17 protein-coding genes are annotated in these 23,895 nt (G+C 65.8%); 10 read left to right on the top strand and 7 right to left on the bottom strand.

The genetic code is table 11. From position 1 onward, the window contains the following. Positions 1-316: 316 nt before the first annotated feature. On the top strand, positions 317-3,001 hold the full coding sequence (gene alaS, locus BLU29_RS15780; RefSeq protein ID WP_091059922.1) for an alanine--tRNA ligase: 2,685 nt from the start codon (positions 317-319) through the stop codon (positions 2,999-3,001). A 129-nt stretch (positions 3,002-3,130) separates the two neighbouring features. Then, positions 3,131-3,346, top strand: a complete 216-nt coding sequence (locus BLU29_RS15775) for a hypothetical protein (protein WP_091059920.1) — start codon at positions 3,131-3,133, stop codon at positions 3,344-3,346. A gap of 14 nt (positions 3,347-3,360) precedes the next feature. Here the strand turns inward: BLU29_RS15775 and BLU29_RS15770 are convergent, their stop codons facing one another. Further along, complete coding sequence (locus BLU29_RS15770; RefSeq protein ID WP_091059917.1) at positions 3,361-5,919, bottom strand: PAS domain S-box protein; 2,559 nt, start codon at positions 5,917-5,919, stop codon at positions 3,361-3,363. A gap of 143 nt (positions 5,920-6,062) precedes the next feature. Here BLU29_RS15770 and ispH point away from each other — a divergent pair, with 143 nt between their 5' ends. Continuing rightward, entirely contained in the window at positions 6,063-7,811 is a 1,749-nt protein-coding gene (gene ispH / locus BLU29_RS15765) for a 4-hydroxy-3-methylbut-2-enyl diphosphate reductase (protein ID WP_091059915.1), read from the top strand. On the opposite strand, the gene BLU29_RS15760 is transcribed toward ispH, so the two are convergent. The 4 genes from BLU29_RS15760 to BLU29_RS15745 all read right to left on the bottom strand — a co-directional run bounded on the left by BLU29_RS15760 (position 7,801) and on the right by BLU29_RS15745 (position 11,869). Continuing rightward, positions 7,801-9,114: a hypothetical protein gene (locus BLU29_RS15760; RefSeq protein ID WP_157693935.1), complete on the bottom strand. Its 1,314-nt coding sequence runs from the start codon at positions 9,112-9,114 to the stop codon at positions 7,801-7,803. The two genes, ispH and BLU29_RS15760, sit on opposite strands and share 11 nt — an antisense overlap. Positions 9,115-9,183: 69 nt before the next feature. Then, positions 9,184-9,894 carry a hypothetical protein gene (locus BLU29_RS15755; protein ID WP_091059910.1) on the bottom strand — a complete coding sequence of 237 codons (711 nt, stop codon included), beginning with the start codon at positions 9,892-9,894 and terminating at the stop codon, positions 9,184-9,186. A gap of 87 nt (positions 9,895-9,981) precedes the next feature. Then, complete coding sequence (locus BLU29_RS15750) at positions 9,982-10,950, bottom strand: hypothetical protein (protein WP_091059907.1); 969 nt, start codon at positions 10,948-10,950, stop codon at positions 9,982-9,984. A 25-nt stretch (positions 10,951-10,975) separates the two neighbouring features. After that, positions 10,976-11,869: an AAA family ATPase gene (locus BLU29_RS15745; protein ID WP_091059906.1), complete on the bottom strand. Its 894-nt coding sequence runs from the start codon at positions 11,867-11,869 to the stop codon at positions 10,976-10,978. A gap of 113 nt (positions 11,870-11,982) precedes the next feature. Here BLU29_RS15745 and BLU29_RS15740 point away from each other — a divergent pair, with 113 nt between their 5' ends. Then, positions 11,983-12,447 (top strand): PaaI family thioesterase, encoded by a 465-nt coding sequence (locus BLU29_RS15740; protein WP_091059903.1) that lies wholly within the window; start codon positions 11,983-11,985, stop codon positions 12,445-12,447. Positions 12,448-12,518: 71 nt separating this feature from the next. Further along, positions 12,519-12,902, top strand: a complete 384-nt coding sequence (locus BLU29_RS15735; RefSeq protein WP_091059901.1) for a response regulator — start codon at positions 12,519-12,521, stop codon at positions 12,900-12,902. Between the two features lie 4 nt (positions 12,903-12,906). On the opposite strand, the gene BLU29_RS15730 is transcribed toward BLU29_RS15735, so the two are convergent. After that, on the bottom strand, positions 12,907-13,581 hold the full coding sequence (locus tag BLU29_RS15730; protein ID WP_091059899.1) for an energy transducer TonB: 675 nt from the start codon (positions 13,579-13,581) through the stop codon (positions 12,907-12,909). A gap of 272 nt (positions 13,582-13,853) precedes the next feature. On the opposite strand from BLU29_RS15730, the gene BLU29_RS15725 reads away from it, so the two are divergent. The 4 genes from BLU29_RS15725 (at position 13,854) to BLU29_RS15710 (ending at position 19,031) form a co-directional block, all read left to right on the top strand. Next, positions 13,854-14,549, top strand: a complete 696-nt coding sequence (locus tag BLU29_RS15725) for a hypothetical protein (RefSeq protein WP_091059896.1) — start codon at positions 13,854-13,856, stop codon at positions 14,547-14,549. Between the two features lie 81 nt (positions 14,550-14,630). Continuing rightward, positions 14,631-16,991, top strand: a complete 2,361-nt coding sequence (locus tag BLU29_RS15720) for a response regulator (protein WP_091059894.1) — start codon at positions 14,631-14,633, stop codon at positions 16,989-16,991. A gap of 25 nt (positions 16,992-17,016) precedes the next feature. Beyond that, positions 17,017-17,397, top strand: coding sequence for a response regulator (locus BLU29_RS15715; protein WP_091059891.1), 381 nt, complete (start codon positions 17,017-17,019; stop codon positions 17,395-17,397). Continuing rightward, positions 17,394-19,031, top strand: coding sequence for an adenylate/guanylate cyclase domain-containing protein (locus tag BLU29_RS15710; protein ID WP_091059890.1), 1,638 nt, complete (start codon positions 17,394-17,396; stop codon positions 19,029-19,031). The genes BLU29_RS15715 and BLU29_RS15710 overlap by 4 nt, the downstream gene beginning before the upstream one ends. Before the next feature lie 299 nt (positions 19,032-19,330). Here BLU29_RS15710 and glgB read toward each other — a convergent pair whose 3' ends face one another. Then, the gene (gene glgB, locus BLU29_RS15705; protein WP_197677733.1) at positions 19,331-21,547 is read right to left on the bottom strand and encodes a 1,4-alpha-glucan branching protein GlgB; all 2,217 of its coding nucleotides are present in this window, start codon (positions 21,545-21,547) and stop codon (positions 19,331-19,333) included. Positions 21,548-21,760: 213 nt separating this feature from the next. On the opposite strand from glgB, the gene lptD reads away from it, so the two are divergent. Then, positions 21,761-23,851: an LPS assembly protein LptD gene (lptD, locus tag BLU29_RS15700; protein ID WP_091059887.1), complete on the top strand. Its 2,091-nt coding sequence runs from the start codon at positions 21,761-21,763 to the stop codon at positions 23,849-23,851. The last annotated feature ends 44 nt before the right edge of the window (positions 23,852-23,895 follow it).

Here is a 23,895-nt window from a genome sequence, read left to right as displayed (position 1 = left end):
CCCCGGCCAACGCAAGCATCCACGCCCGCCGGTAGTGGGTCAGTTTGGTTTCTTCGGTGTTGTAGGCGGGGTTTATCCCCGACAGGTCGCGTGGAATGTCGGCATAAAGCCCGACCCACATCAAACTGACCCACTACCGGCCCGCATCCCGGGCTGCCTGGTGGCTCACCACCCCGGCCGGGAATCCCATCCTTCCAACTTGCCTTCCCGCACCCCGTCCTCTGTCTTCAGTTCTCCCTGCCCTCCGACTTGTCCGCCATGGCTTCAGCGAAGGCAGAAGCCTTGGCGAAGGAGGGTGTCCTCAGTCCTCCGCTTCATGACCTCCGCCCAGATCCGTTCGTCGTTCCTCGATTTCTTCAAGTCGAAGCAGCACGCCATCGTGCCGTCGTCCTCGCTCATGCCGACGGCCCCCAACCTGCTGTTCACGAACGCCGGCATGAACCAGTTCGTGCCCTACTTCCTCGGTGACCAGACCGCCCCGTGGAAACGCGTGGCCGACACCCAGAAATGCATCCGCGCCGGCGGCAAGCACAACGACCTCGAGGACGTCGGCTTCGATACCTACCACCACACGATGTTCGAGATGCTCGGCAACTGGTCCTTCGGCGATTACTTCAAGCAGGACTCGCTCACCTGGGGCTGGGAGCTGCTGACCAAGGCCTGGGGCATCCCGCCGAAGCGTCTTTTCGCCACCGTCTACTCGCCCGACAAGCAGAAGGGCGACCCGTCCGACTTCGACCAGGAGGCCTACGACATCTGGGCGGACATCTTCAAGGCGGCCGGCCTCGACCCCGCCGTGCACATCGTCAACGGCAACAAGAAGGACAATTTCTGGATGATGGGCGACACCGGCCCCTGCGGCCCGTGCTCCGAGATCCATTTCAACCTCCTGCCCTCCGACGACGAGAAGGCCGGCCGCGCGCTCGTGAACAGCTCGTCGCCGCGCTGCATCGAGATCTGGAACCACGTCTTCATCCAGTTCAACGCGAACGCCGACGGCACTTTCGCGCCCCTCGCGGCCAAGCACGTCGATACCGGCATGGGCTTCGAGCGCGTCGCCGGCATCCACGCCACGACGAAGGGCTTCAAGGACTTCTCCGCCGAACCGTCGAACTACAACGCCGACGTCTTCAAGCCGACCTTCGACGAAATCGAGCAGCTCACCGCGCAGGCCGGCAGCCCGAAACGCTACACAGGCAGCGTCCCTACTGAGCGCACCAGTCTGAGCGAACAGCAACAGGTCGACGTCGCATTCCGCGTTCTCGCCGACCATGCCCGCTGCGTAAGCTGCGCCATTGCCGACGGCATTCTGCCCGGCAACGCCGATCGAAACTACGTCATCCGCCGCATCCTTCGCCGCGGCATCATGTATGGTCGAAAAAACCTCGGCCTTAAAATCGGCTTCCTCGAGCAGCTCGTCGCGCCCGTCGTCGTGTCCCTCGGCGGCGTTTTCCACGAACTCAAGACCCAGCGCGTCATGATCGAGAAGGCCATCCGCGCGGAGGAGGAATCCTTCGGCCGCACCCTCGATAAAGGCCTCCAGATCTTCAACAAGGCCGCCACTGACGGCGAAATCTCCGGCGAAGCGGCCTTTGAACTCTACGACACCTACGGCTTCCCGCTCGACATGACCCAGTTGCTCGCCGCGGAACGCGGCCTGTCGACTGACCTCGATGGTTTCGAGGAACTGATGGAAGAACAGCGCAATCGCGGCCGTGCAGCGCGGAAGACCGATGTCATCGTCGCTTCCACCGAGGGCGATGCCGTGGTCGATGCGACCAAGTTCGTCGGCTACGAGATCGATGCCACCCACGCGACGCACGCCAGGCTCGTGGACGTGGTGAAGACCGAGAAGGACACCTATCTCGTCTTCGACCAGACGCCTTTCTACGGCGAGATGGGCGGCCAGGTCGGCGATACCGGCCATGCGCTGATCAATGGCGTGAAGATCGACATCCTCGACACGATCAAGGACAAGTCCGGCCGTCATCTGCACAAAATTGGAGGGCCGGCCTCCGTGCCGGCCGTTGGGACATCAGCCACATTGCACGTCGATTTCAACCGCCGTCGTGCCATCAACCGCCACCACTCCGCCGCCCACCTGATCCATTGGGCCCTGCGCAAGATGCTCGGCACGCACGTCCGCCAGTTTGGCACGCACAAGACGCCCGACCGGATGCGCTTCGATTTCACCCACTTCGAGCAGCTCACCCAGGCCCAGCTCAAGGAGTGCGAACAGCTCATCAACGAGAAGGTCATCGACAACTCCCCCGTCGTCTCGGCGGAGATCGACTACGACAAGAAGCCGGCCGACGTCCTCGCCTTCTTCGGCGACAAATACGGCAAGCGCGTCCGCCTCGTCGACATCGGCGGCTTCTCCAAGGAACTTTGCGGTGGCACGCACGTGACCACCACCGGCGAGATCGGGGTCATCAAGATCGTCGCCGAGATGGCCATTGCCGCCGGCACCCGCCGCATCGAGGCCGTCGCCGGCCAGGCCGCGCTCGACTTCATCGCCCACGAGGAGGCGGCCCTCAAGGCCGTCAACGCGCGGCTCAGCTCCGGCCCGCACGACGTCGCGGCCAAGCTGGAATCGGTTCTCAATCACCAGAAGGAACTCGAGAAGAAGCTGAAGGCTTTCGAGGCCAAGGCTTCCGCCGGCCTCGCCGGGGAGCTCGCGACCACCGCTGTGACCAAGGACGGCCTCAAGTGGGTCTCCGCCATCGTCACCGCCGAAAACACCGAAGCCCTCCGCTCGCTCGGCAGCCAGGTGCTGCACAAGGTGGGCGCCGGTGCCGTGGTGCAACTCGGCGCGCTCATGGACGGCAAGGTCAGCCTGGTCGCCTATTGCTCGCCCGAGGCCATCACGGCCGGGCAGTCGGCCGGCAAACTTATCGGCGGCCTCGCCGGCAAGCTCGGCGGTAAGGGCGGCGGCAAGCCCGACTATGCCCAGGGTGGCGGCGGCGACGCCACGAAGCTCGCCGACGCGCTGAAACTGTAGCTCGGGATCGCTGATCCCGCTTGGATCGGTGGAGGGCTCAGCTCCAGCTGAGCCGCGGCTCGTCGGGACGACTTGCCCTACCCTATTCCCGGCTGGAACCTGGACGGTCCGTGCCGGTATAATGGGGGCATGGATTTGCAAGGCATAGTCGCCTCAATCTGTGACCAAGCCGACGATTTTCTCGCCGGAGTCACCAAGCGTGACGAGGCCAAGGCGGGGATCGCCGAGTTCCTGACCATGAACCATGCCGGCCTGGTCCCCGCAGACCGCAAGGCCGCCACGGAGCAGGCCATGCGCATCCTCGAGCGGGAGGGATTTTTCGAGCGTGATGCCGGCGGCGACTGAGCCGCGGCGGCCCGTCACTTTTTCGGCCCCAGCGCGCCCTGGATGGCGCCGGCCAGGTTTCCCATCGTGAAGGGCTTGTTGATGGTCTCGCGGATGTTGAGCCCGACCGCGGCCCGCGAATCGATCGGGCGGCCATAGCCGGTGAGCAGCACCGCGGGCAGGCCCGGCCTGATCTGCGCCGCCGCGCGGATCAGGTCGATGCCGTTCATGTCGGGCATGCTGAAGTCGGTCATGAGCAGGTCGATATCCGCCGCATTTTCGCGCACGTAATCCAGGGCATCGCGCGGGTTGTTGAAAACCGACACCCGGTAGCCCAGCCGCGGCAACATGACCTTGGCCACCTCCGCGATCGGCATCTCGTCGTCCACAAAAACGATGTGCTGATTCCGGCCGGAAGCCGTCGCTATCGCGGGTTTGACCGGCTGGGCCGGCTGGTCGTCGTGGACCGGGAAAAAAAGCCGGAACGTGGTGCCCTGGCCGGGATGACTGTTCACCGCGATGGCGCCGCGGTGCGACTCGACGATGCCATGCACGACGGCCAGGCCCAGGCCCGTGCCGTCGCCCACGGCCTTGGTCGTGAAAAAGGGCTCGTAGATCCGCTGGAGCGTGGCGCCATCCATGCCGTGACCGTTGTCGGCCACGCGCAGACAGACATAGCGCCCGGCCGGCAAGCTGGGCTTGGACTCGCTCCCCTCCTCCGGCAGCGCCACCACCGCCAGGGCCACCTCCAGCAGGCCGCCGTGCTCGCGCATGGCGTGCTGGGCGTTGGTGCAGAGATTGACGACCACCTGGTGGATCTGCGTCGGGTCGGCCAGGACCACCGGCAGGTCGCGCGGGATGGCGAGTTCCAGCCGGACGGCGGGCGGCAGCGTGACCTCGATCAGCCGGGTCGCCTCGGAGACGATGGCGGCCAGATCCAGCACGCGGCGCTCCTGCTCGCGCTGGCGGCTGAACATCAGGATCTGCTGCACGAGATCCTTGGCCCGGTTGCTGGCGACCAGGATCTGCGAAACCCGGCGCTGACCCTCGTGCTCGGGGGCGAGCTGGATCTTCAACAGCTGGGCGTTGCCGAGAATGGCGGCGAGAATGTTGTTGAAGTCGTGCGCAATGCCGCCGGCCAGCGTGCCGATCGCCTGCAATTTCTGCGCCTGCCGCAACTCTTCCTCGAGCTTGCGCTTCTGCTCCTCGACCTGGCGCCGCTCGGTGATATCGCGGACCATCGCGAGCAGGCGGCCGTCCGCCAGGAGCTTGGTGCTGGTCTCGCCGAAAAAGATGGAGCCGTCCTTGCGGCGGAAACGGTAGGTGCTGAACCGCATGCCCTGCCGCGCCAGTTCGTCGAGGCAGTGGCGCAGGTAGTCGTGATCCTCCGGCGCGATGATATCAACCGCGCTCATGGCCAGCAGCTCCTCGCGGCTGAACCCGCTGATGCTGACCGTGTGCCGGTTGACGTCCACCAGCCGGCCGTCGGCCGAGCAGAGTAAAATGGCGTCGTTGGCCTGTTCGAACAGCTGGCGGTAATTCTCCTGGCTGCGGGCCAAGGCCTCGGCCGTGCGCCGCCGCTCGGTGATGTCGGTGAGGCTGCCGCGCACCAGCGTGCGGCCGTGCGCCGGCAGGCGCACCAGCCGGATCTCGCAGGGAATCTCCCGGCCGGTGAGGCTGCGGTGGATCCATTCAAAGGCGGGCGTTTCTCCGGCCACCGCCCGCTCCAGATAGGCCTTGGAGACTTCATCCGACCGGCGGCCGTCGGGTTGGAATTTGGGGCTCAGGTCCGCCGAGCCATAACGATTCAACTGGTCGGGCGGCATGTCGAAGAACAGCTCGGCCTGGTGGTTGTAGTCGACAAAGCGCCCCTGCTCCACGTCCAGCACCACGATGGCCTCGGGCGCAGTCTGAATCAGCAGACGGTAGCGTGCCTCACTTTCGCGCAACGCCGCCTCGGCTTCCTGCCGGTCGGTCACATCCAGCAAGGTGCCGATGATCGCCGGCCGGCCCAGATAGTCGATGCGGCTGCCAAAGACCTCGAGCTGCAACGGCCAGCCGAAGGCGTGCAGCCCCCGGAAGGAATAGTTCAGCCCGGCAACCTCCCCGGTCAGTCGCCGGGTGAGATTCTCCGCCACGAGGGCGCGGTCCGAGGCCGCGACCAGGTCCGGCACCGTCAGCTTGCTGATGATGTCGTCGGCCGGATAGCCGAAAATTTCCGCGAGGCGGGGATTCACATAGACGAACCGGTTGTCCTGGATGAGATAGACGCCCACCAGCGACTGCTCCACGAGCGAACGGAACTGCGGCTCACCCGCCCAGCGCAGGCTTTCGGCCTGCTGCAAGGAGCGCAGATAATGCCGCACCAGCAGCACCAGCAGGGCGGCGGTCACCCAGACGAAACCCAGGCCTTGGGCGGTCTGCGGCCAATCGGTTTCCGGCGCCATCCCGCCCCGCCCGGCCACCGCCAGGTTGGAGAAAACAAGCCAGGCCGAGCCGAGCACGGCGTAGATGCCCGCCACCTTGAAGGACATCGACCAGAGGGAGGCGGGCCGCCTGGGCGGCGGCAGGTTGGAAGCCGGAAGGGAGTGCATGCGGAGTGGCGGACGGGCGGATACGGGGCGGAAAGGCCCACGGACAGCTAGGCAATGGGCGCCCGAGGCGCAAGTGCAGAGCGCCTCACGCGCCCGCCGACTTGACGCCGGGGCCGCGCTGGCGATGGTGGAACCGTCCCAGGATGACCGCCCCCCTGCTCTCCGCTCCGCCCGCCAAGTGCGTGTTGCTCGCCTTCAACGTCAGCAACCAGCTCGCCGTGCGCGCCGCCGGAACCCGGCTCGACCACGCCTTCGTCGGCGCCGATGAAGCCGTGGCTCTTGCCCGCCTCCGGGCCTGTTTCCCGGTCGCCACGCCGCCCGCCGAGCATTTCACCAGCACGACCGGCGGGCCGGCCTGCCGGGTCTTTTTCACCCAGGTGCAGGGGCCGCCGGCCGACGGCGAAGTGGTCTTCCGCACCCTGGATGAACTGCAGGCGCTGCAGGCCACGCTGACCCCGGCCCTCGCCGCGGTGCTCGACCAGCTGGAACCGCACCTCATCGAAATACCTTACCTGCACCTCGGCGAGAACGACTACATCTACAAGTTCCGCGTCGAGCGGGACCGCAACCGCGACATCTACCAGCAGGACGACGCCGCCCGCGCCCTCTACCAGAGCCGGCTGTGCGAGGCCATCAAGGCCCTCGCCCGCACGAACGAACGCTCCGCCACCGGTCCGGCGCGCCTCGATTTCGGCGCCGTGCGCTATGTCATTCCCAGCCACTTCGGCTTCTGCCTCGGCGTGAAGAACGCCATCGAGCGTGCCTACGAGACGCTGGCCGAGAACCCCGGCAAGCGCGTCTTCATGCTGAGCGAGCTGATTCACAATCCGTTCGTCAACGAGGACCTCCTGCGCCGCGGGCTCCGTTTCCTCCAGACCGACAAGAGCCAGCCTTTCGATACCCGCGGCCAGGTCGCCGCGCCCGGCGGCGGCGCCCCGTTGCTGTGGGACACGCTGACGGGCGAGGACATCGTCATCATCCCCGCTTTTGGCGCGACCGACGAGGACAAGAAACGGCTGGTCCGGAAAGGCATCCGTGTCGCCCAGTTCGACGCCACCTGCATGCTCGTGGAAAAAGTCTGGAAAGCCGCGCGGACCTTCGGGCGCGAAGGCTACACCGTCGTCATCCACGGCAAGAGCGAACATGAGGAGACCAAGGCCACCTTCTCCAACACGCGGCGCCATGCCCCCTCGATCATCATCCGCGACCTCGACGAGGCCCGGCTGCTCGGCGACTACATCGCCGTCCCCACCGGGGAGAAACGCCAGGCGCTGCTCGCCCGGTTTGCCGGCCTACACACCCCGGGGCTGGATCCGGCCCGGCACCTCGACCGCATCGCCGTGGTGAACCAGACCACGCTGCTGATGAACGAGACCTCCGCGATCATCGACTATTTCAAGTCGGTCTTTGTGGCGAAATACGGCGAAGCCGAGGGGCCGGCGCATGTCGGCGGGGCCGGCAAGAAGGACACGCTGTGCTATGCGACTCAGGTCAACCAGGACGCGCTGCAGCGCGCGCTCGCCGAGCCGCTCGACGCCGCCTTCATCCTCGGGGGCAAGAACAGCTCGAACACCTACCAGCTCTACCGCCTGTGCGAGCAGAAGCTGGCTCAGCGCGCCTTCTTCATCCAGTCCGAGGCCAACATCCGCTCACGGGACCAGATCGAGCACTATGTCTTCCCCGCCGCCGGCCATGGCAAGGGCGGGCACACTGAAATCCATCCGCTCTGGCCGCGGGACGACACGCCCAAGCGGGTGCTGATCACGGGCGGCGCCTCCTGCCCCGACGGACTGATCCAGCAGGTCGTGACCCGCATCAATTCCTTCTTCCCGCCCTCGCAGCTGCACGGCATCGAGGCCGTGCTGGCCGCGCTGCCGGCGCTCAAAACCTGATGCTGATGCCGCCGCGGAGGCCGACCGAACTGCCTAGGTCGATGCGCGCCGTGCGGCTGCCGACCGCCTGGTCATAACCACCGAACCTCTGCGCGGTGAATCCGCCGAACAGCCCGGTATGCTCATTGGCCATCCAATCCAGGTTGAGATCGGCGTAATAGCCGCCAAGGAACTTGCTCTCGGTGGTCTGCTCGGTGCCCACCACGCTGCCGACGGTCACGGTCGGCACGTCGGGCACCTGAAACGTCTCGGTCACGCTGTAGGTGGTGCCGGCATAGGCTCCGGCCAGTCCCAGACTGGCACTTAGCCCCAGCCGGGGCGTGAGCTGGGTGCGCAGGCTGGGCCCGAGGCGGAGCATGTAGTAGGCGCCCTTGATCTGCCACTTGCCGTTGACCGTGGCGCCGCCCGGCGTGGCGGTTTCAGTCTGTTGATCGGGCAACGCGGCGAGCGGCACGGTCGTCTCCTGGCCGCTGGTATAAACCGTGCCGTCGGCCCCGGTGTAATCTACAAACGAGGGGGCCGTGTATGGCGCCGTCGGAGCGGTCTGGCCGTTCAGCGAATAGTAGTCGGTCTTGGTGTGCAGGGTCGACGTGACCGAGCCGGCGGTCTTGCTGCTGATGCCGTTCAGGGCGATGCCGGCCATCAGGCCCCATTGCAGGCGATTGGCGGGCTTCGAAAAAGTGTAGACGTATTGGAACTCGACGCCCGCCGAGGCGCCGGACTTCTTCAGGAAACCGGCACCTTCGCTCGTGGTGCTGTAGGTGCTCATCGCCACGTGGCCGTCGCTGGTCAATTGTGAGGCCGCGTCGTAGTTCCAGCTGCGGGTCTGTCCCGGGGTGTAAGCGAGAAAGTCGCCGCTTTGCTGGGTAACCTGCTGGGTGACGGGGTTGCCACTGGCATCCAGGACGTTGTTGCCGTTGGCATCCTTCACATTGACCGTGACCGTGGTGAAGCCCGGATAACGTCCGCCCGGCGTGGTGGTGACATTGCCGTTGGCGTCCTTCTCGGCGGGGCGCGGCGCGTCGGCGCGCACGGCGCCGTTGTCATAGAGCCGGTCGGCGCCGGTGGCGAAGGGTGTGTAGGCCACGGAGCCCAGGTTGCCAAACTGCACCTTGCCGCCGGAGCTGAGAACCCGGAAACCGACGGAAACGGTCGTGCGGGGCACGTACCATTGGGCGGAGTCCGCCATGAGCTTTTCGAGCCGCACCTCCTCGCTGCTGCTGCTGGCGGTCTGGGCCGGGAGCAAAACCGGGAGAGCTAGGAAGAGGAGCGCTGCGAGTGATTTGAGCGGACGAAGAGTCATGAAGCGTAAGGGCATAGGGTCGGGCTGGGCCCTTGGAAAGGCCAAATTGATCGAGGTTCCATCGGACCGTCAGGCCTTTTCCTTGGCCTCCGCCTTGATCAAACCTGCCTTGATCATGCCCTTCTTGAGGTCCTCGGCCTGCTGCTCGAGCTCGGTTTCCTTTTCCTGCTGGGCCTGCATCTTCTCGAAGAGGGAGGTCTCGCTCTGGTTGAGGAATTCCTCCCGCTCCTGCTGGGCGGCGCGCTGCTCCTTGATGGACGCCTCCTGGCGGTCGAGTTCCTCCTTGAGCTTGGTCAGCGCCGCGAGTTCCTCGGCGTTGCCCGTGCCGCCCCCGCCCTGGGCCGGCTTCTCCTTGCGCATGGCGTCGATGACTTTCTCGCGGGCTTGTAACAGCGCCTCGGTCTCAGCGAGTGCGCGATCGCGCTCGGCCAGCTTGTTCTCGGCCTCGGCGAGGGCCATCTCGCGCTCGGCGGCCTTGGATTCCAGGGCGCGCAGGGCCTTTTCCAGCGACTCAACCTGTGTGCCGCTCAAAGTCGGCGTGCCACCCCAAGGCGGACGCGATTGCGACATGATCGTGTTGATCGACCTGCGCGCCTCCGCGGTGGCCTGGGTGGCCTCCTGGGCCCGTTGCAGGGGGCTCGGCCGGCGCGGCAGGACCAGCGGCTTGATGCCGCCGGGCCTGGCGGGAAACTTGATGTCACCCGGCGGGGGGAACGCGGGGCCCGGCGTCGCGGACTTCGGCGGCGGGGGAAAGGTGGGGGCCGGTGCCGGGCCCGGCACCGGGGAAGGCGACGAAGGCGCCGGTGCCGGAAAAGGCGCCCCGGGAGGAGTTGGCGTCTGCGGATCCAAGAAAAAAATGTAGCCGGATCAACCCTTGCCGAACAGTCGCCCAAAGAGCCCGCCCTTCTTGGCTTCCGCCGGGGAGGACGCGGCGGCCGCGGGCTTGGCCGAAACCTTCACGGCGGCCGCGGTCAGCTTCACCGCGATGGCTTCACGGGCAGGATCGTTGATCACGACAAAATAGCGTTCATAGGTGCCGCCGTCCGCCAGATGCTTCTCGAGCGCGGGCCGCTGGTCCTTGAACCAGTCCAAGGTCGCCGTGAAGTTGATCCGCAGGCCGGACTCGATCTTTTCCACCTGCTCCTTGGTCAGCGCCTTGGCGGCGGCGGTGTCCGTGGGATTGAGCTTGGCGCCATAGGCCCTGGCGAGCCCCAGCTGCTCCGGCCGGGACAGGCCGGCGGAAACGAGGCCGATGGCCTCGGCGAGGTGCAGGCCGGTGGAGCCCTTGCGGAAAGGCAGGAACTGGCCGATGCCCTCCTCGTCGCCATGGGTCAGGGCGTTGAGCGCGTTGCGGAAATCGCCGCCGAGCACCACCCGGGTGGACATCTGCTGGCCGAGATTGGCGAACTCACCGATGGTCTTGACCCCCTCGGAGGCGCAAACCACGCGTGTGCCCTCGCTGAAATTCGCCAGGCTGAGCGGATAGGTCGCGGGGATGCTGAGCCGGGCCAGTGTCTTGAGGATGGGGTTGTCCTTCGCCGCCGTCTTCTCCACCTCGGTCACCATGTCACCGAAGGGATCGTCGAAGGCCAGCGTCTCCTTGAGAATGCCGATCAGATGATCCGCCTTGTCGGCATTGCCCGCGATCTCGGGCAGCATCAGCAGCTCGTCATAACCGAACTCGATGTATTTGGACGGCTTCTCGTCCTCGGCCTTGTGCGGCCACTCCTTGGTGTCGAGGTTCTGGGCTAGGCTGACCAGGGAGGTGTCCGCCATGATGGAGTGGCGGAACTTTTTGCGGATCTCATCCCATTCGGTGCTGTTGAACTTGGCCATGGTGACAGTGTAGGTTGCGGTGAAATCAGACGGGCGGGGCGTTCTCAATGATCTCGGTGGCGAGTTTCATGTAGTCGTTGGCGACGCTGTCCTCCTCGTTGCCCTCCGTGCCGACGAGGAAGACCGGCAGGCCGAGCGTGACGGCGCGACGCACGATCATGGCGTCGCGGATCTGCGTGGTGCAGATCTTCGCGGCCGCGGCGCAGCCGCGCTTCTGGGTCTTGAATTGATTCAGGCGAAGCTGCATGCGCATCTTCGGCACCTCGATGTCGGTGTTCGTCTTGATTGAGTTGAAGACGATGCCGTAGATCTGCGCGGCCGGGCCCATGGCCGTGGTGCGGAAGCTCGCCGAGGTCTGCTGGAAGCGCAGCATCTTCTCCACCAGCAGCGTGAAACCGATGAGGCTCAGCGCGTCGGGGTTGGAGGGCACGTAGATCTCGCCGGCGCAATAGACGCCGTTCTGCGAGGCGCGCAGGACGTTCGGCGGGCAGTCGAACACGATGAAGTCGTACTGGCTCTCGATCTCGGCGAGCTGCTCCTGGAAGATGACGTAGGAAGGACGCTTCGGGTCGGGCTTATACTCGCCCTCGAGATCCACGAGGTTGAAGGTGGTCGGCACCAGATCGAGGCCGGGCAGCAGTTTCTCGCCGTCCTTGCCCTCGACCACGTCCTTGATCACGCAGTCCTTCAGCCGCGCCGTGCCGGGATCGAAGATTGAATACACCGAGCCCGTGCCCGTGGCGTTGATCTTGTTCCAGCGTTCGAGCTTCATGAGCCAGATGCTCGCGTTGGATTGCGTGTCGAAATCCATCAGCAAAACACGCATGCCGCGTTTCGCCAGACTGGCAGCGGTATTTACGATCAGCGAGGTCTTGCCGACACCGCCCTTGTAGTTGAGGAAGGCTATCTTGCGTGCCATTAGTGTGGTGGTATGATCCGGGGCTACCATGGCACATGACGCAACGGGCGCGAGTTAAAAATCTTACGAACATTTAGTTTCCTGCGGAACCTGTTTTTCGCCTCAATCGCGTCATGAACGAACCGAGCCTCCAGGAGCAATTTTCCCCCGCCAGCAGCTGTTTCGGCTGCGGCCCGGCCAATGCAAAAGGGCTGCGCATCCGCAGTTTTGTGCGCGGCGCCGAGGTCGTCGCGAGCTGGCAGCCCGAGCCGCATCACGAGGCTTTTCCGGGCATGCTCAACGGCGGCATCATCGGCTCTCTGCTCGACTGCCACGGCAACTGGACCGCCGCCTGGCATCTCATGCAACAGGGCGGGTTGCCGAAGCCCCCGTGCACCGTCACGGCCGACTACGCCATCAAGCTGCTCCGCCCCACTCCGACCGATGGCCCGGTCGAACTGGTCGCCCGGGTCGTCGCATCGTCGGCCGACCGCGCCACGATCGAGGGCACGCTCACTGCCGCCGGCAAGCCGCGGGCCACCTGCCGCGGCACCTTCGTGGCGGTGTCGCCCGGCCACCCCGCCTACCACCGCTGGTGAAAGGACCGGTCGTTGCCCAATCGTCACCTGGGCCTCACCGGACTGTCACCCGGGGCTGGCAAGGTTCGGCGATGTCAGCCGTTGCCAAAATTCTCGCCGTCGACGACGAACCCGAATTGACGGACCTCATGCACTACCACTTGGTGCGGGCCGGGCATGAGGTCACGACCGCCGCCAACGGCTGGGAGGCCATCCATGCCATCCGCGCCAACCGGCCGGACATTATCCTGCTCGATCTCATGCTGCCGGACCTCGACGGCTTCGGGGTCTGCGAGATCCTGCGCCGCGACCCGGCGACCGCCACCATCCCGATCATCATCGTGTCGGCGTGGGCCTCGACCGATTCGCGCAACCTCGGCCTCGAACTCGGCGCCCTGGACTACATCACCAAGCCCTTCAGTCCGCAGGAGCTGGTCGCGCGCGTGAACCACCTGCTCCACGCGCGCGCCAGCTGACCCCTCAGCTGCTCTCCAGGCCGAACTCGATCGGCACGGCCATCCGGAACGGCACGGCCTGGTTGTGGCGCCGGCCGGGCTCGAACTGCCACTGCCGGACCGCCCGCACCGCCGGCTCGACAAATTCGCGGTCGGAGTAGCGGATCGCCTCGGCGCGCACCACGCGGCCCTCGGCGTTGACGTCGAACTCCACCAGCACGGAGCCACTCCTGCCGTCGTGCCGCATCGTCGCCGGGTATTCCGGCGGCAACTGCACCTTGGCGCGGGGCGCATGATCGAGCGACGTGAGGTCGAAGATCGATGGCTCCGCGCGGAATTTGCCCAGCGGATCGCCGTTGGGATCGCCGATCACGGAAGGAATGGTGTTCAGGCCGACCACCACGTCGCTGCGCACGGTCTCCACCGGAATACTGAACGTCGGAGCGATCGGCCGGACGGGCGGCTCATCGAGCGAAATCGGCGCCAGGGCGCCCAGCAGCGACTTCACCGGCTCGATTGCCGGGCTTTTCTCCTCGTCCGGCGGCACCGGCTGGTCCTGGGCCGGGGGATCGACCGGTCCCGGCGGCGTGAGCGGAACGGCCATGACCCGGATATAATCTTCCGTCGGCAGGAACCAGAGCAACGCGACGTGGATTGTCGCGGCGAGCGAAACAGGGAGCAGGTATTTGTGGATGTTCATGGGTGCCTCCAACCCTTACGACGACCGCCGCACGCGTTTATTAGAACGCCGTTGCCTTCCACCGCCGCCGGCCGGCGCGACCCACCTGCTCGAGCTGCCACTCACGCCGGCCTCGCACAACCACCGCGGCACGATGCATGCCGCGGCACTTCGGCAACACGCTCGGCCGGGTGTTCGCCGCGCGGCCGGTTCAGTGCCGTGATCCTGGTTGATCTACAAGGATCGCGCCGGCACACTGACGTTTCATGGCAAGTTCGACCGGTTCATCTCCCGTGTGCCGCCTCCTGCGCCCCAGGGCCGGCTGGCTGGGGCTGGCCGCCGTCCTGGCCGCGGCCATTTGCCCGGCGGCGATGCCGGACTACGTGCGCGAGGCGTTGGGAAAATTCAGCACCGAGGTGCCCGCGGGCTGGGCCTACACCCTGACCACGGCGCGCAACGCCGAGCTGCGGACCACGGCGCGCTTCGACCCGGCCAAGCCGCCCGCCGAGCGGTGGACCCTGCTGGAATTGAACGGCCGCACTCCCACCGCGAAGGAAGCCGCCCAATACGCACAGGCGGCCACCGGCGGCAACGCCTCCACGCCGCAAGGCGCCTTCCAGAAGTCCGATATCGAGCCCGGGAGCGTGGAGCTCGTGCGCGAGGACGCCGACCGGGGTGAATTCCGGTGCAGCTTTCGCGCGGCAGCCACCGGTGCCGACAAGATGCTCGGGCATCTCGGCCTGCGCCTGATCATCAGCAAGCGCCAGCCGCACGTCGAGAAATCCGCCCTCGAACTGACCGCCCCCTACTCGCCCATCCTTGGGGTGCAGATGCGCGAATTACTGGTGCAGATGAGCTTCACCGCGCCCGGACCCGACCGGCCCAGCCTGCCACTGGCCCAGTCCTCTCATTTCCTCGGCCGGATTTTCTTTATCGGCACGGAGGAAAACCTTGAGTTCACCTACACAGATTTCGTGCGGGCCCCCTGACCGGCTCCGGCCCGGCCCGGGAGCTATCCCGTTGACTTTGTGCCGTAATCCTTTGGCTTGGGGTCTGTTGCAATCTCACACGTGAAAAGCCTCCCGTTTCGCTGGCAACTGATCCTGTTCATCCTGCTGACCTGCGGCGTGACGCTGTCTCTGGCTTTTGTCGGGTTCTACCTTTACGACGTCCGCCAGTTCAACAACGAGGGCGAATCGCGCCTGGAGAAGACCCAGCAGCTGATGCTCGACAACATCACGCCGCTGCTGGAGCAAAACTCGCACGCCCCGGACCTGCAGCTCAACCTCATGGGGGTGGACGGCCAGATCGCCGCCGCCGCCGTCTACTCCACCGACGGCAAGCTCCTCGCCCGTTACGTCCGCGGCGGGCTCACCGAGGTCATCCCGCCGCTGCCCAGCGTCACTCTCCTGCTGGGGGTCAGCCCGCGCGGCGCCCACTGGATCCCCATCCGTTCCGGCAACCGGCCGCTGGGCACGCTTTACCTCAAGACCGAGCTCAGCGCCGCCGACGAAGACCGGCTGTCGAACCTGCTGCGCGGCTCCGCCATCGTGTTCCTCGTTTCCGCCCTGCTGGCCGTGGCCATGGCCTACCGCTTCCAAGGCCGCATCACCGGGCCGATCACCGAACTCGCCCGCGTGTCCGGCTCGGTGCAGCGCAACCGCGACTATAACGTGCGCGTGCAGACCTCCGCCAGCGGCGAGATCGGCGAGTTGATCGACTCGTTCAACGCCATGCTGGAGACCATCCAGTCCAACACCTCCGAGCTCGAGCGCGCCCGCGTCGCCGCCGAGGACGCCCACGAGAAGATCATCCAGGCCCACGACCAGCTCGAGGAGGCCAACCGCACGCTCGAGGCCCGCGTCGACGACCGCACCCGCCTGCTGGCCAAGGCCGTGAAGGACGCCGAGGAGGCCAGCAAGGCCAAGAGCAGCTTCCTCGCGAAGATGAGCCACGAGCTCCGCACCCCCCTCAACGCCATCATCGGCTACAGCGAGATCATGAAGGAGGACGCCGAGGACGACGGCGACACCCGCCGCGCCGAGGACCTCGACAAGGTGCTCAACGCCGCCCGCCACCTCCTCGGCCTCATCAATGACGTGCTCGACATCTCCAAGATCGAGGCCGGCAAGATGGAGCTCTTCATCGAGACCTTCGACCTGACGAAGCTCATCAATGAGGTCATCGCCACTGCCTCGCCCCTCGTGTCCAAGAAGGGCAACACCCTCGCCATCGACTGCCCGGCCGACATCGGTGCCATGCACGCCGACGCCACGAAGCTCCGGCAGATGCTCCTCAACCTCCTCAGCAACGCCAGCAAGTTCACCGAGAAGGGCACCGTCACCCTCAAGGCCGTCCGCCACATCGAGGAAGACGCGGATTACATGGAGCTTTCCGTCATCGACACCGGCATCGGCATGACGCCCGAGCAGCTCACCCGCCTGTTCCAAGCCTTCAGCCAGGCCGATGCGTCGACCACCAGCAAGTATGGCGGCACGGGCCTCGGCCTCGCGATCTCCAAGCAGTTCGCGCAGATGATGCAGGGCGACATCACCGTGACCAGCACGCCCGGCGTCGGCTCCACCTTCACCATCCGCATGCCCGCGAAGGTGCTCACCAAGCAGCCGAAGGTCGTCAACAACGTCACCAACAAGCTCACCCGCTCTCCCTTCCCCAGCCAGAACCGCCCCAAGATCCTCGTCATCGACGACGACAAGGAGATCCGCACCGTGATCGCCGAGTTGCTCAGCATGAGCGGTTACGATGTCGTCGAGGCGGCCTCCGGCCAGCAGGGACTCGACCACGCCGCGCGCATGGTGCCGGACCTCATCCTCCTCGACATCATGATGCCGGGCATCGACGGCTGGACCGTGCTCTCCAAGCTCCAGGGCAACCCGAAGCTCGCCGAGGTCCCCGTCATCGTCCTCAGCGCCGTGGGCGACGTGGAGATGGCCATGTCCCTCGGCGCCGCCAGCGTGCTGCTCAAGCCGGTCGACGCCAGCCGCCTCACGGCCGAGATCGCCGCCCAGCTCAGTCCCCTGCCCAAGTGCTACGTCCTGCTCGTCGAGGACGACGCCGATTCCCGCACCCTCATCGGCCGCATGCTCGAGCGCGAAGGCTGGCAGTTCCGCGCCGCGATCAACGGCAACGCGGCCATCCGTGTGCTCCGGAAGAGCCGGCCGGCCATGATCGTGCTCGACCTCAAGATGCCGGGCATGAGCGGCCTGGAGCTGCTCGATGTGATGGGCAAGAACCCGGCCTGGGCCAGGATCCCCGTCGTCATCGTCACCTCCATGGACATCACCCAGGAGATGCGTGACGTGCTGGCCGCCCGCACCCTCGGCATCCTGCGCAAGGGCCAGTTCACCCGCGAGCAGCTGGCCGACCACATCCGGCCGGCCCTCCAATCCTGCGCGCTTGCTGAAGCGTGATATTTATTTATTAATCCCGCCTGCCATGCCCAAGATCCTGCTGGTTGAAGACAACGAGATGAACCGCGACATGCTCTCCCGTCGGCTGGAGAAGCGCGGTTACACGGTGGCCCTCGCCGTCGACGGGGGCCAGGGCGTCGCCCTGGCGAAGAGTGAGCTGCCCGACCTCATCCTGATGGACATGAGCCTGCCCGTCCTCGACGGCTGGGAGGCCACGCAGCAGGTCAAGGCCGACCCCGCCACCAAGGGCATCCCGATCATCGCCCTCACCGCCCATGCCATGGAGAGCGACCGCCAGAAGGCCCTCGACGCCGGCTGCGACGACTTTGACACCAAGCCCGTCGAGCTCCCCCGCCTGCTCACCAAGATCGAGGAACTGCTGAAAAAATTCCCGCCCAAGGCATGAGCGTCCCCACTGCCAGTTCCCCGGGGTCCGGCCCGACGCCGAGTTCGCTCACCCCCTTTCTCAAGGCGCTCCAATCGGGCGACCTCGAGACGCTGTCCAAGCTGCGCCATGCCCTGCGCACGCCGCTCAACCAAATCATCGGCTACAGCGAGATGCTCATGGAGTCGGCCCAGGAGAACAACGCCCAGGCCATCCTCCCCGATCTCAAGCGCATCCATTCGTCCGGCGGCCAGCTGCTGGCCGTGATCAACGACGCCCTCGCTCCCTGGAAGATCGACACCGGCAAGATCGACTTCCCCGCCATGCGCCAGGCCATGCGCGCCCCGCTGGCCGCCGCCGTCACCCAGGCCGGCCTCAGCCTCGACCAGGCGCGCGCCAGCGGGCACGTCGAGCTCGTCAAGGATCTCGAGAAGATCCTCACCGCCGCCCGGAATCTCGAAAAGCTTTTCGAGAGCGACGCCTATTCCGAGGAAGTGATCGTTGGCCGTCCGGCCGGGGAGGGCAACACGGAGAGCCCCCTCGGCGCCATTGTCTCCCCGGTCGCGGGGGACGATGATTTCGGCATTTCCGCCCAACCCATGCCCAGCGCCAAGTTGCTCGCGGTCGACGACGACCCGATGAACCGCGACATGCTCTCGCGCCGCCTCGAGAAGCTCGGCTACGAGGTCACCGACGCCGCCACGGGCCGCGAGGCGCTGCAGAAGCTCAAGGACGGCAACTTCGACCTGGTCCTGCTCGACATCCTCATGCCCGACCTCGACGGCTTCCAGACCCTCGAGTTCATGAAGGCCGACCCGCGCCTCCGCCACGTGCCCGTCATCATGCTCACCGCCCTCGACGACGTCGCCAGCACCGTGCGCTGCATCGAGGCGGGCGCCGAGGACTACGTGCCGAAGCCCTTCAATCCGACCGTGCTCCGCGCCCGCATCACGGCCTCGCTGGAAAAGAAGCGCCTCCGCGACCAGGAACAGGCCTTCCTTGCCCAGCTGCAGATCGAGCGCTCCAAGTCCGAGCGGCTCCTCCTCAACGTGCTGCCCAAGGCCATCGCTGAGCGCCTCAAGGCCGGCCAGCGCACCATTGTCGACAGCTTCATCGATTCCACGGTGCTGTTCGCCGACATCGTCGGCTTCACCCGCATCGCCGCCCGCCAGTCGCCGCACCGCACCGTCCAGCTGCTCAACGAGCTCTTCTCCGGCTTCGACCGCATCGCCGAGCAGCGCGAGCTCGAGAAGGTGAAGACCATCGGCGACGCCTACATGCTGGCCAGCGGCGTGCCTGTCATCCGCGCCGACCACGCCGAGGCCTGCGCCGAGGCCGCATTCGAGTTCGTCGAGGCTGTCCGCACCTTCAACCGCCGCCACCAGCTCGACTGGGCCATCCGCGTCGGCATGAACAGCGGCCCGGTCGTCGCCGGCATCATCGGCACCAAGAAGTTCTCCTACGACCTGTGGGGCGACACGGTGAACATCGCCAGCCGCATGGAATCGCACGGCCAGCCGGGCAAGATCCAGGTTTCCGAGGCGACCAAGAAGCTTCTCGACCGCAAATACGATTTCACGCCCGTCGGCGTCATCGAGATCAAGAACTCCTCCCCCATGCCGACCTACCTGCTGGCGAGGAAGGGCGGGAAGTAGTTTTGGAGGGCCCGTCCCTGCGGGCCGGAATTATTGTAGCGGCGCTCGATGAGCGCCGTTTCCTTTGTCGGTCGGGCTTTATACCAATCGCCTCAAGCGACTACACTCTACACCAAGGTCGCCAAGACCGCGAAGCAGATCCTGCGAGGGGAAATATCTCTGCGTTCTTTGCGGCCTTCGTGTAAAAGCTTTGGGTGTTTGGTATTAGGCCCGACATCGGGTGTGGCGTGTCGGGCCTAAAGAGCCCGACCTACCTTCAATGCGTTTTCACCGCCGCGGCGCGGAACGGAGTCCGCGCCCTACCCTTTCGCCGTCCACTTGAAGACCAGCGTGGACAGGCCGGGCAGCGTCAGGCTCAGCGAGTTCTCGTAGCCGTCGGCCATCGCCGTCGAGGACTGCTTGCCGCCGTGGTTGCCGAAGCCCGTGCCGCCGTAATAGGTCGAGTTCGTGTTCAGCACTTCCTTCCAGTAGCCGGCGTAGGGCACGCCGACGGTGTAGCGGGTGCGGGTCATCGGCGTGAAGTTGCCCATGACGAGATAGGCGCACTTCTGCGCCTCGTCCATGCGGAGGAAACTGATGACGCTGTGGTCGCCGTCGTTGCAGTTCACCCAGCGAAACCCGCTCGGGCGGAAATCATTCGCGCTCAGCACCGGGTCGCCGGTGTAGAGCTTGTTCAGGTCGCGCACCAGCGCGCGCAGCCCCTCGTGCTCCGGCTGCTGCAGCAGGTGCCAGTCGAGGCTGGCGTCGTGGTTCCACTCCGCGAGCTGGCCGAACTCGCTGCCCATGAAGAGCAGCTTCTTCCCGGGATACAGCCAGATGTAGCCGTAGAGCGAGCGGAGGTTGGCCGCCTTCTCCGCGATGCTGCCGGCCGCCATCTTGCCGAGCATCGACGCCTTGAGGTGCACGACCTCGTCGTGCGAGTAGACGGAGATGAAGTTCTCCGAATACTGGTAGATCATCCCGAAGGTCAGCTTGTCGTGCGACCACTTGCGGTGGATCGGGTCCTTTTGGAAATAGGCCAGCGTGTCGTGCATCATGCCCATGTTCCACTTGTAGTCGAAGCCCAGGCCGCCGTCCTTCGTCGGCCGGCTGACCATCGAGAACGCCGTGGACTCCTCGGCGATCGTGACCGCGCCGGGATAGTAGTGGTGCACGAGGTCGTTCACCTGCCGCAGGAAGTTGATGGCCTCGATGTTCTCGCGGCCGCCGTATTGGTTGGGGATCCACTCCCCGGCCTTGCGCGAGTAGTCGAGGTAGAGCATCGAGGCGACCGCGTCCACCCGCAGGCCGTCGATGTGGTAGCGCTCGAGCCAGGACAGCGCGCTGGCGATGAGGAAGCACCGCACCTCGTGCCGGCCGTAGTTGAAGATGAGCGTGCCCCAGTCCATGTGCGCCCCGAGGCGCGGGTCGGCGTGTTCGTAGAGGTGCGAGCCGTCGAACTGGGCCAGGGCGAACGCGTCGCGCGGGAAGTGCGCCGGCACCCAGTCCACGATGAGGCCGATGCCGCGCTGGTGGAGATGGTCCACGAAGAACTGGAAGTCCGCCGGCGTGCCCCAGCGGTGGGTCGGCGCGAAGAAGCCCGTCACCTGATAACCCCACGAACCGGTGAACGGAAACTCGGTCACGGGCAGCACCTCGATGTGCGTGAAGCCCATGTCGCTCACGTAGTCCGCCAGCAGCGGCGCCAGCTCGCGGTAGTTGAACGGCCGGTTGGCCTCCGCCATGTTCCGCTTCCACGAGCCGAGGTGCAGTTCGTAGATCGACATCGGCCGGTCGGGCTGCCCGGCCGACGTCTTGCGCCGCGCGATCCACGCGGCGTCCCCCCACTGGTATTTGGTCGTGTCACAGACGATGGCGGCGTTGTTGGGCGGCGCCTCGAAGGACGTGCCGTAGGGATCAGTCTTCAGCCGCATGTGGCCGGACTGGTCCCAGATGGCGAACTTGTAGAGCTCGCCCTGCCCCACGCCGGGCACGAACAGCTCCCACACGCCCGAGCCGCCGAGCGGCCGCATCGGGTGATAACGCGCATCCCAGCCGTTGAAGTTGCCGACCAGCGATACGCGCGAGGCCGCCGGTGCCCACACCGCGAACGCCACGCCCGGCACGTCGCCCATCAGCCGCTCGTGCGCCCCGAGCTTTTCGTAGATGCGGTGCTCGTTGCCCTCGTTGAAGAGGTAGAGGTCCTGCTCCGACAGGGACGGCAGGAACGAGTAGGCGTTGTGGACCTGATGGATGTCGCCCCACGAGGTCGTGTAGCGCAGCTGATAGCGGAAAACCTGCTGGCCGGGCAGGAACAGCTCGAAGAATCCCTCCGGCGCGATCATCGTCATCGCGTGCGCCGGCGTGCCGGGCGCGTCCAGCTCGATCACGGCACAATTCACCGCCGCGCGCACGAACGCCCGCACCACCACGCCGGTTTTGCCTTCGTGCGTCAGCGGGTGCATCCCCAGCCAGCCGTGGGGATTGGCCTGGTGGTTGCCGAGAAACGCATTCAGCTCGTTGGCAGGTATGATCACGGCGGGTGCCTCTACAGTGCCGGCCTCGTCTGCCGCGTCTAGCCGAAACCAGCAGTCAATCCATGAGGTCACCACGGAACACACGGAATACACAGAACACTCAATCCAATGCCTTTTTCTCCTTTCCGTGTATTCCGTGTGTTCCGTGGTTAACCCGAATTCCCCACCGAAATCTCATTGCACCCGTCCGCCCCGCCCGCCACTTCAAGCATCATGTCTTTCGTCCGCCGTCTTCCCGCTTTGCTCGGCACCGTGGGCCTGCTCGCCGGGCTCGCTCATGCCCAGCCAACCGTCCCGGACCAGCTTCACGTCAGCAGCGACAAGAATGCGGTCTACGATGACGTGACCAAGGAAACGTTGCTCACCGGCAACGCCCGCATGGTCAACGGCGACACCACCCTCACCGCCGACGCCATCCGCTACAACAGCACCACCGGCGTCGCGACCGCCACCGGCCATTTCGTGCTGACCTCCGGCCGCCGCCGGCTCGTGGCCGACGAGGGCACCTACAACCTTGCCACCCGCGAGATCAACGTCCGCAACCTCCGCATCGGCGAGTTCCCCATCTACATCTCCGGTGACACCGTCACCGGCACGCCCGACAACCTGGTCTTCACCAACGCCCTCGTCTTCTTCCGCGAGAACGCCGGCTACACGCCCTCCATCCGGGCGGAACACCTCACCTACGCCCGCGGCCGGATCGTCAGCGCCGAGGGCCTGAGCCTCGGCCTGCTCGGCGGCCACTTCATCTCGTTGCCGCACTTCGAGCAGGCGCTCGACACGGACTTCGTGTCCTTCATCAGCGCGCACCTCGGCTACCGCGGCAACCTCGGCCTCTTTGCCGAGCTCGGGCTGCACGTGCCCGTCGCCCCCGGCCTCCAGGCCGGCGCCGACATCGGTCTCTATTCCTCGCGCGGTGTCCTGCTCGGGCCGTCCGGCACCTACGGCTCCGCCAACAGTGACATCAACGGCTTCTTCCGGTCCGGCTACATCAGCGACAGCGGCGACCGGAAAACCGATGTGCTCGGCCAGCCCGTCCCGCGCGACCGGAGCTACGTCACTTGGGAACACCGCCAGCGAGCCGGCGATCACTTCACGCTCGACGGCGAGTTCAACTACTGGAGCGACTCCGAGGTTCTGCGCGACTTCCGCTACCGGGAATTTGAAACCGTGCAGCAGCCCGATTCATTCCTCGAGGCGGCCTACACCGGCGACAACTACTCGCTCAGCGCCTTCACCCGCGTCCGCCCCAATTCCTGGGAGCACCTGCCGGAACGCCTGCCCGAAGTGCGCTTCGACCTCTTCCCGTCGGCCGTCCCGCTCGGCTTCTACCAGCGCGGCAGTGCCAGCGCCGCTGTCCTTGAAGCCGACGCCTTCGGCTCCTCGCCCGGGCTCCGCACCAACCGCCTCGACGCCTACTACGGCCTCGAGCGCCCATACACGCCGACGCCGTGGTTCACCTTCACCCCCGTCGCCGGCGGCCGCGTGACCTACTACACCGACGCCCTCGGCGGCAAAAGCACCTACACCCGCACGCTCGGAGAGATCGGGTTCGATGCGCACCTCCTCGCCAGCGGCACGTTCGGCTACAAGAACCCGATCTGGGAGATCGACGGCCTGCGCCACCTCATCGAGCCAAAACTCTCCTATCGTTACGCCCCCGAGGCGGCCAGGGGAACGGCCTACATCCCGCCGATCGATGCGCGCGTCTTCTCGACCTACCTCCAGCCGCTCTCCATCGCGGATTCGCGCAATCTCGACGACCTCGGCGCGCTCAACACCTTCCGCCTCTCGCTCGACAACACCTTCCAGACCCGCGACCCATCCTACGGCTCGCGCAACCTCGCTTCGCTCAACTTCGCCGCCGACTACCGCCTCAACAACGTGGCCGGTCAGAAAAATCTCTCCGACATCTACACCGAGTTCGCCCTCACCCCCGCCCCGTGGCTGAAGTGGGAGGTTTTCCACCGCTTCGATCCGCACGCCACCAGCCAGCAGGAACTCAACACCGGCCTCGAGATTCACGACCAGGAGTGGTGGTCGGTCCGCCTCGCCACCAACTACCTGCGCCAGAACTACGAGCAATACTTCCTCCAATATCGCCAGCGGCTCAACGAGATCTACGATGTCACCGCCCTCTGGCGCTACGACGCGCGCAACCACCGTTTCAACGAACAGAGATACGGCATCTGGCAGCGCCTCGGCCAGACCTGGGCGATCAAATACGAAATCGCCTGGTTCAGCGGCGACACCCGCACCAGCTCCTTCGCCCTCAACATCGAGGTGGAGTTGTTGAAGTTTTAACCACGACGACACAACGGCACGACGATTCCTTGCTGTGCCTTGCG

The organism is Opitutus sp. GAS368 (assembly GCF_900104925.1).
GTDB lineage: Bacteria > Verrucomicrobiota > Verrucomicrobiia > Opitutales > Opitutaceae > Lacunisphaera.
Note: the sequence above shows the minus strand (reverse complement) of the source record. Positions and strands in the feature narration are given on the sequence as shown.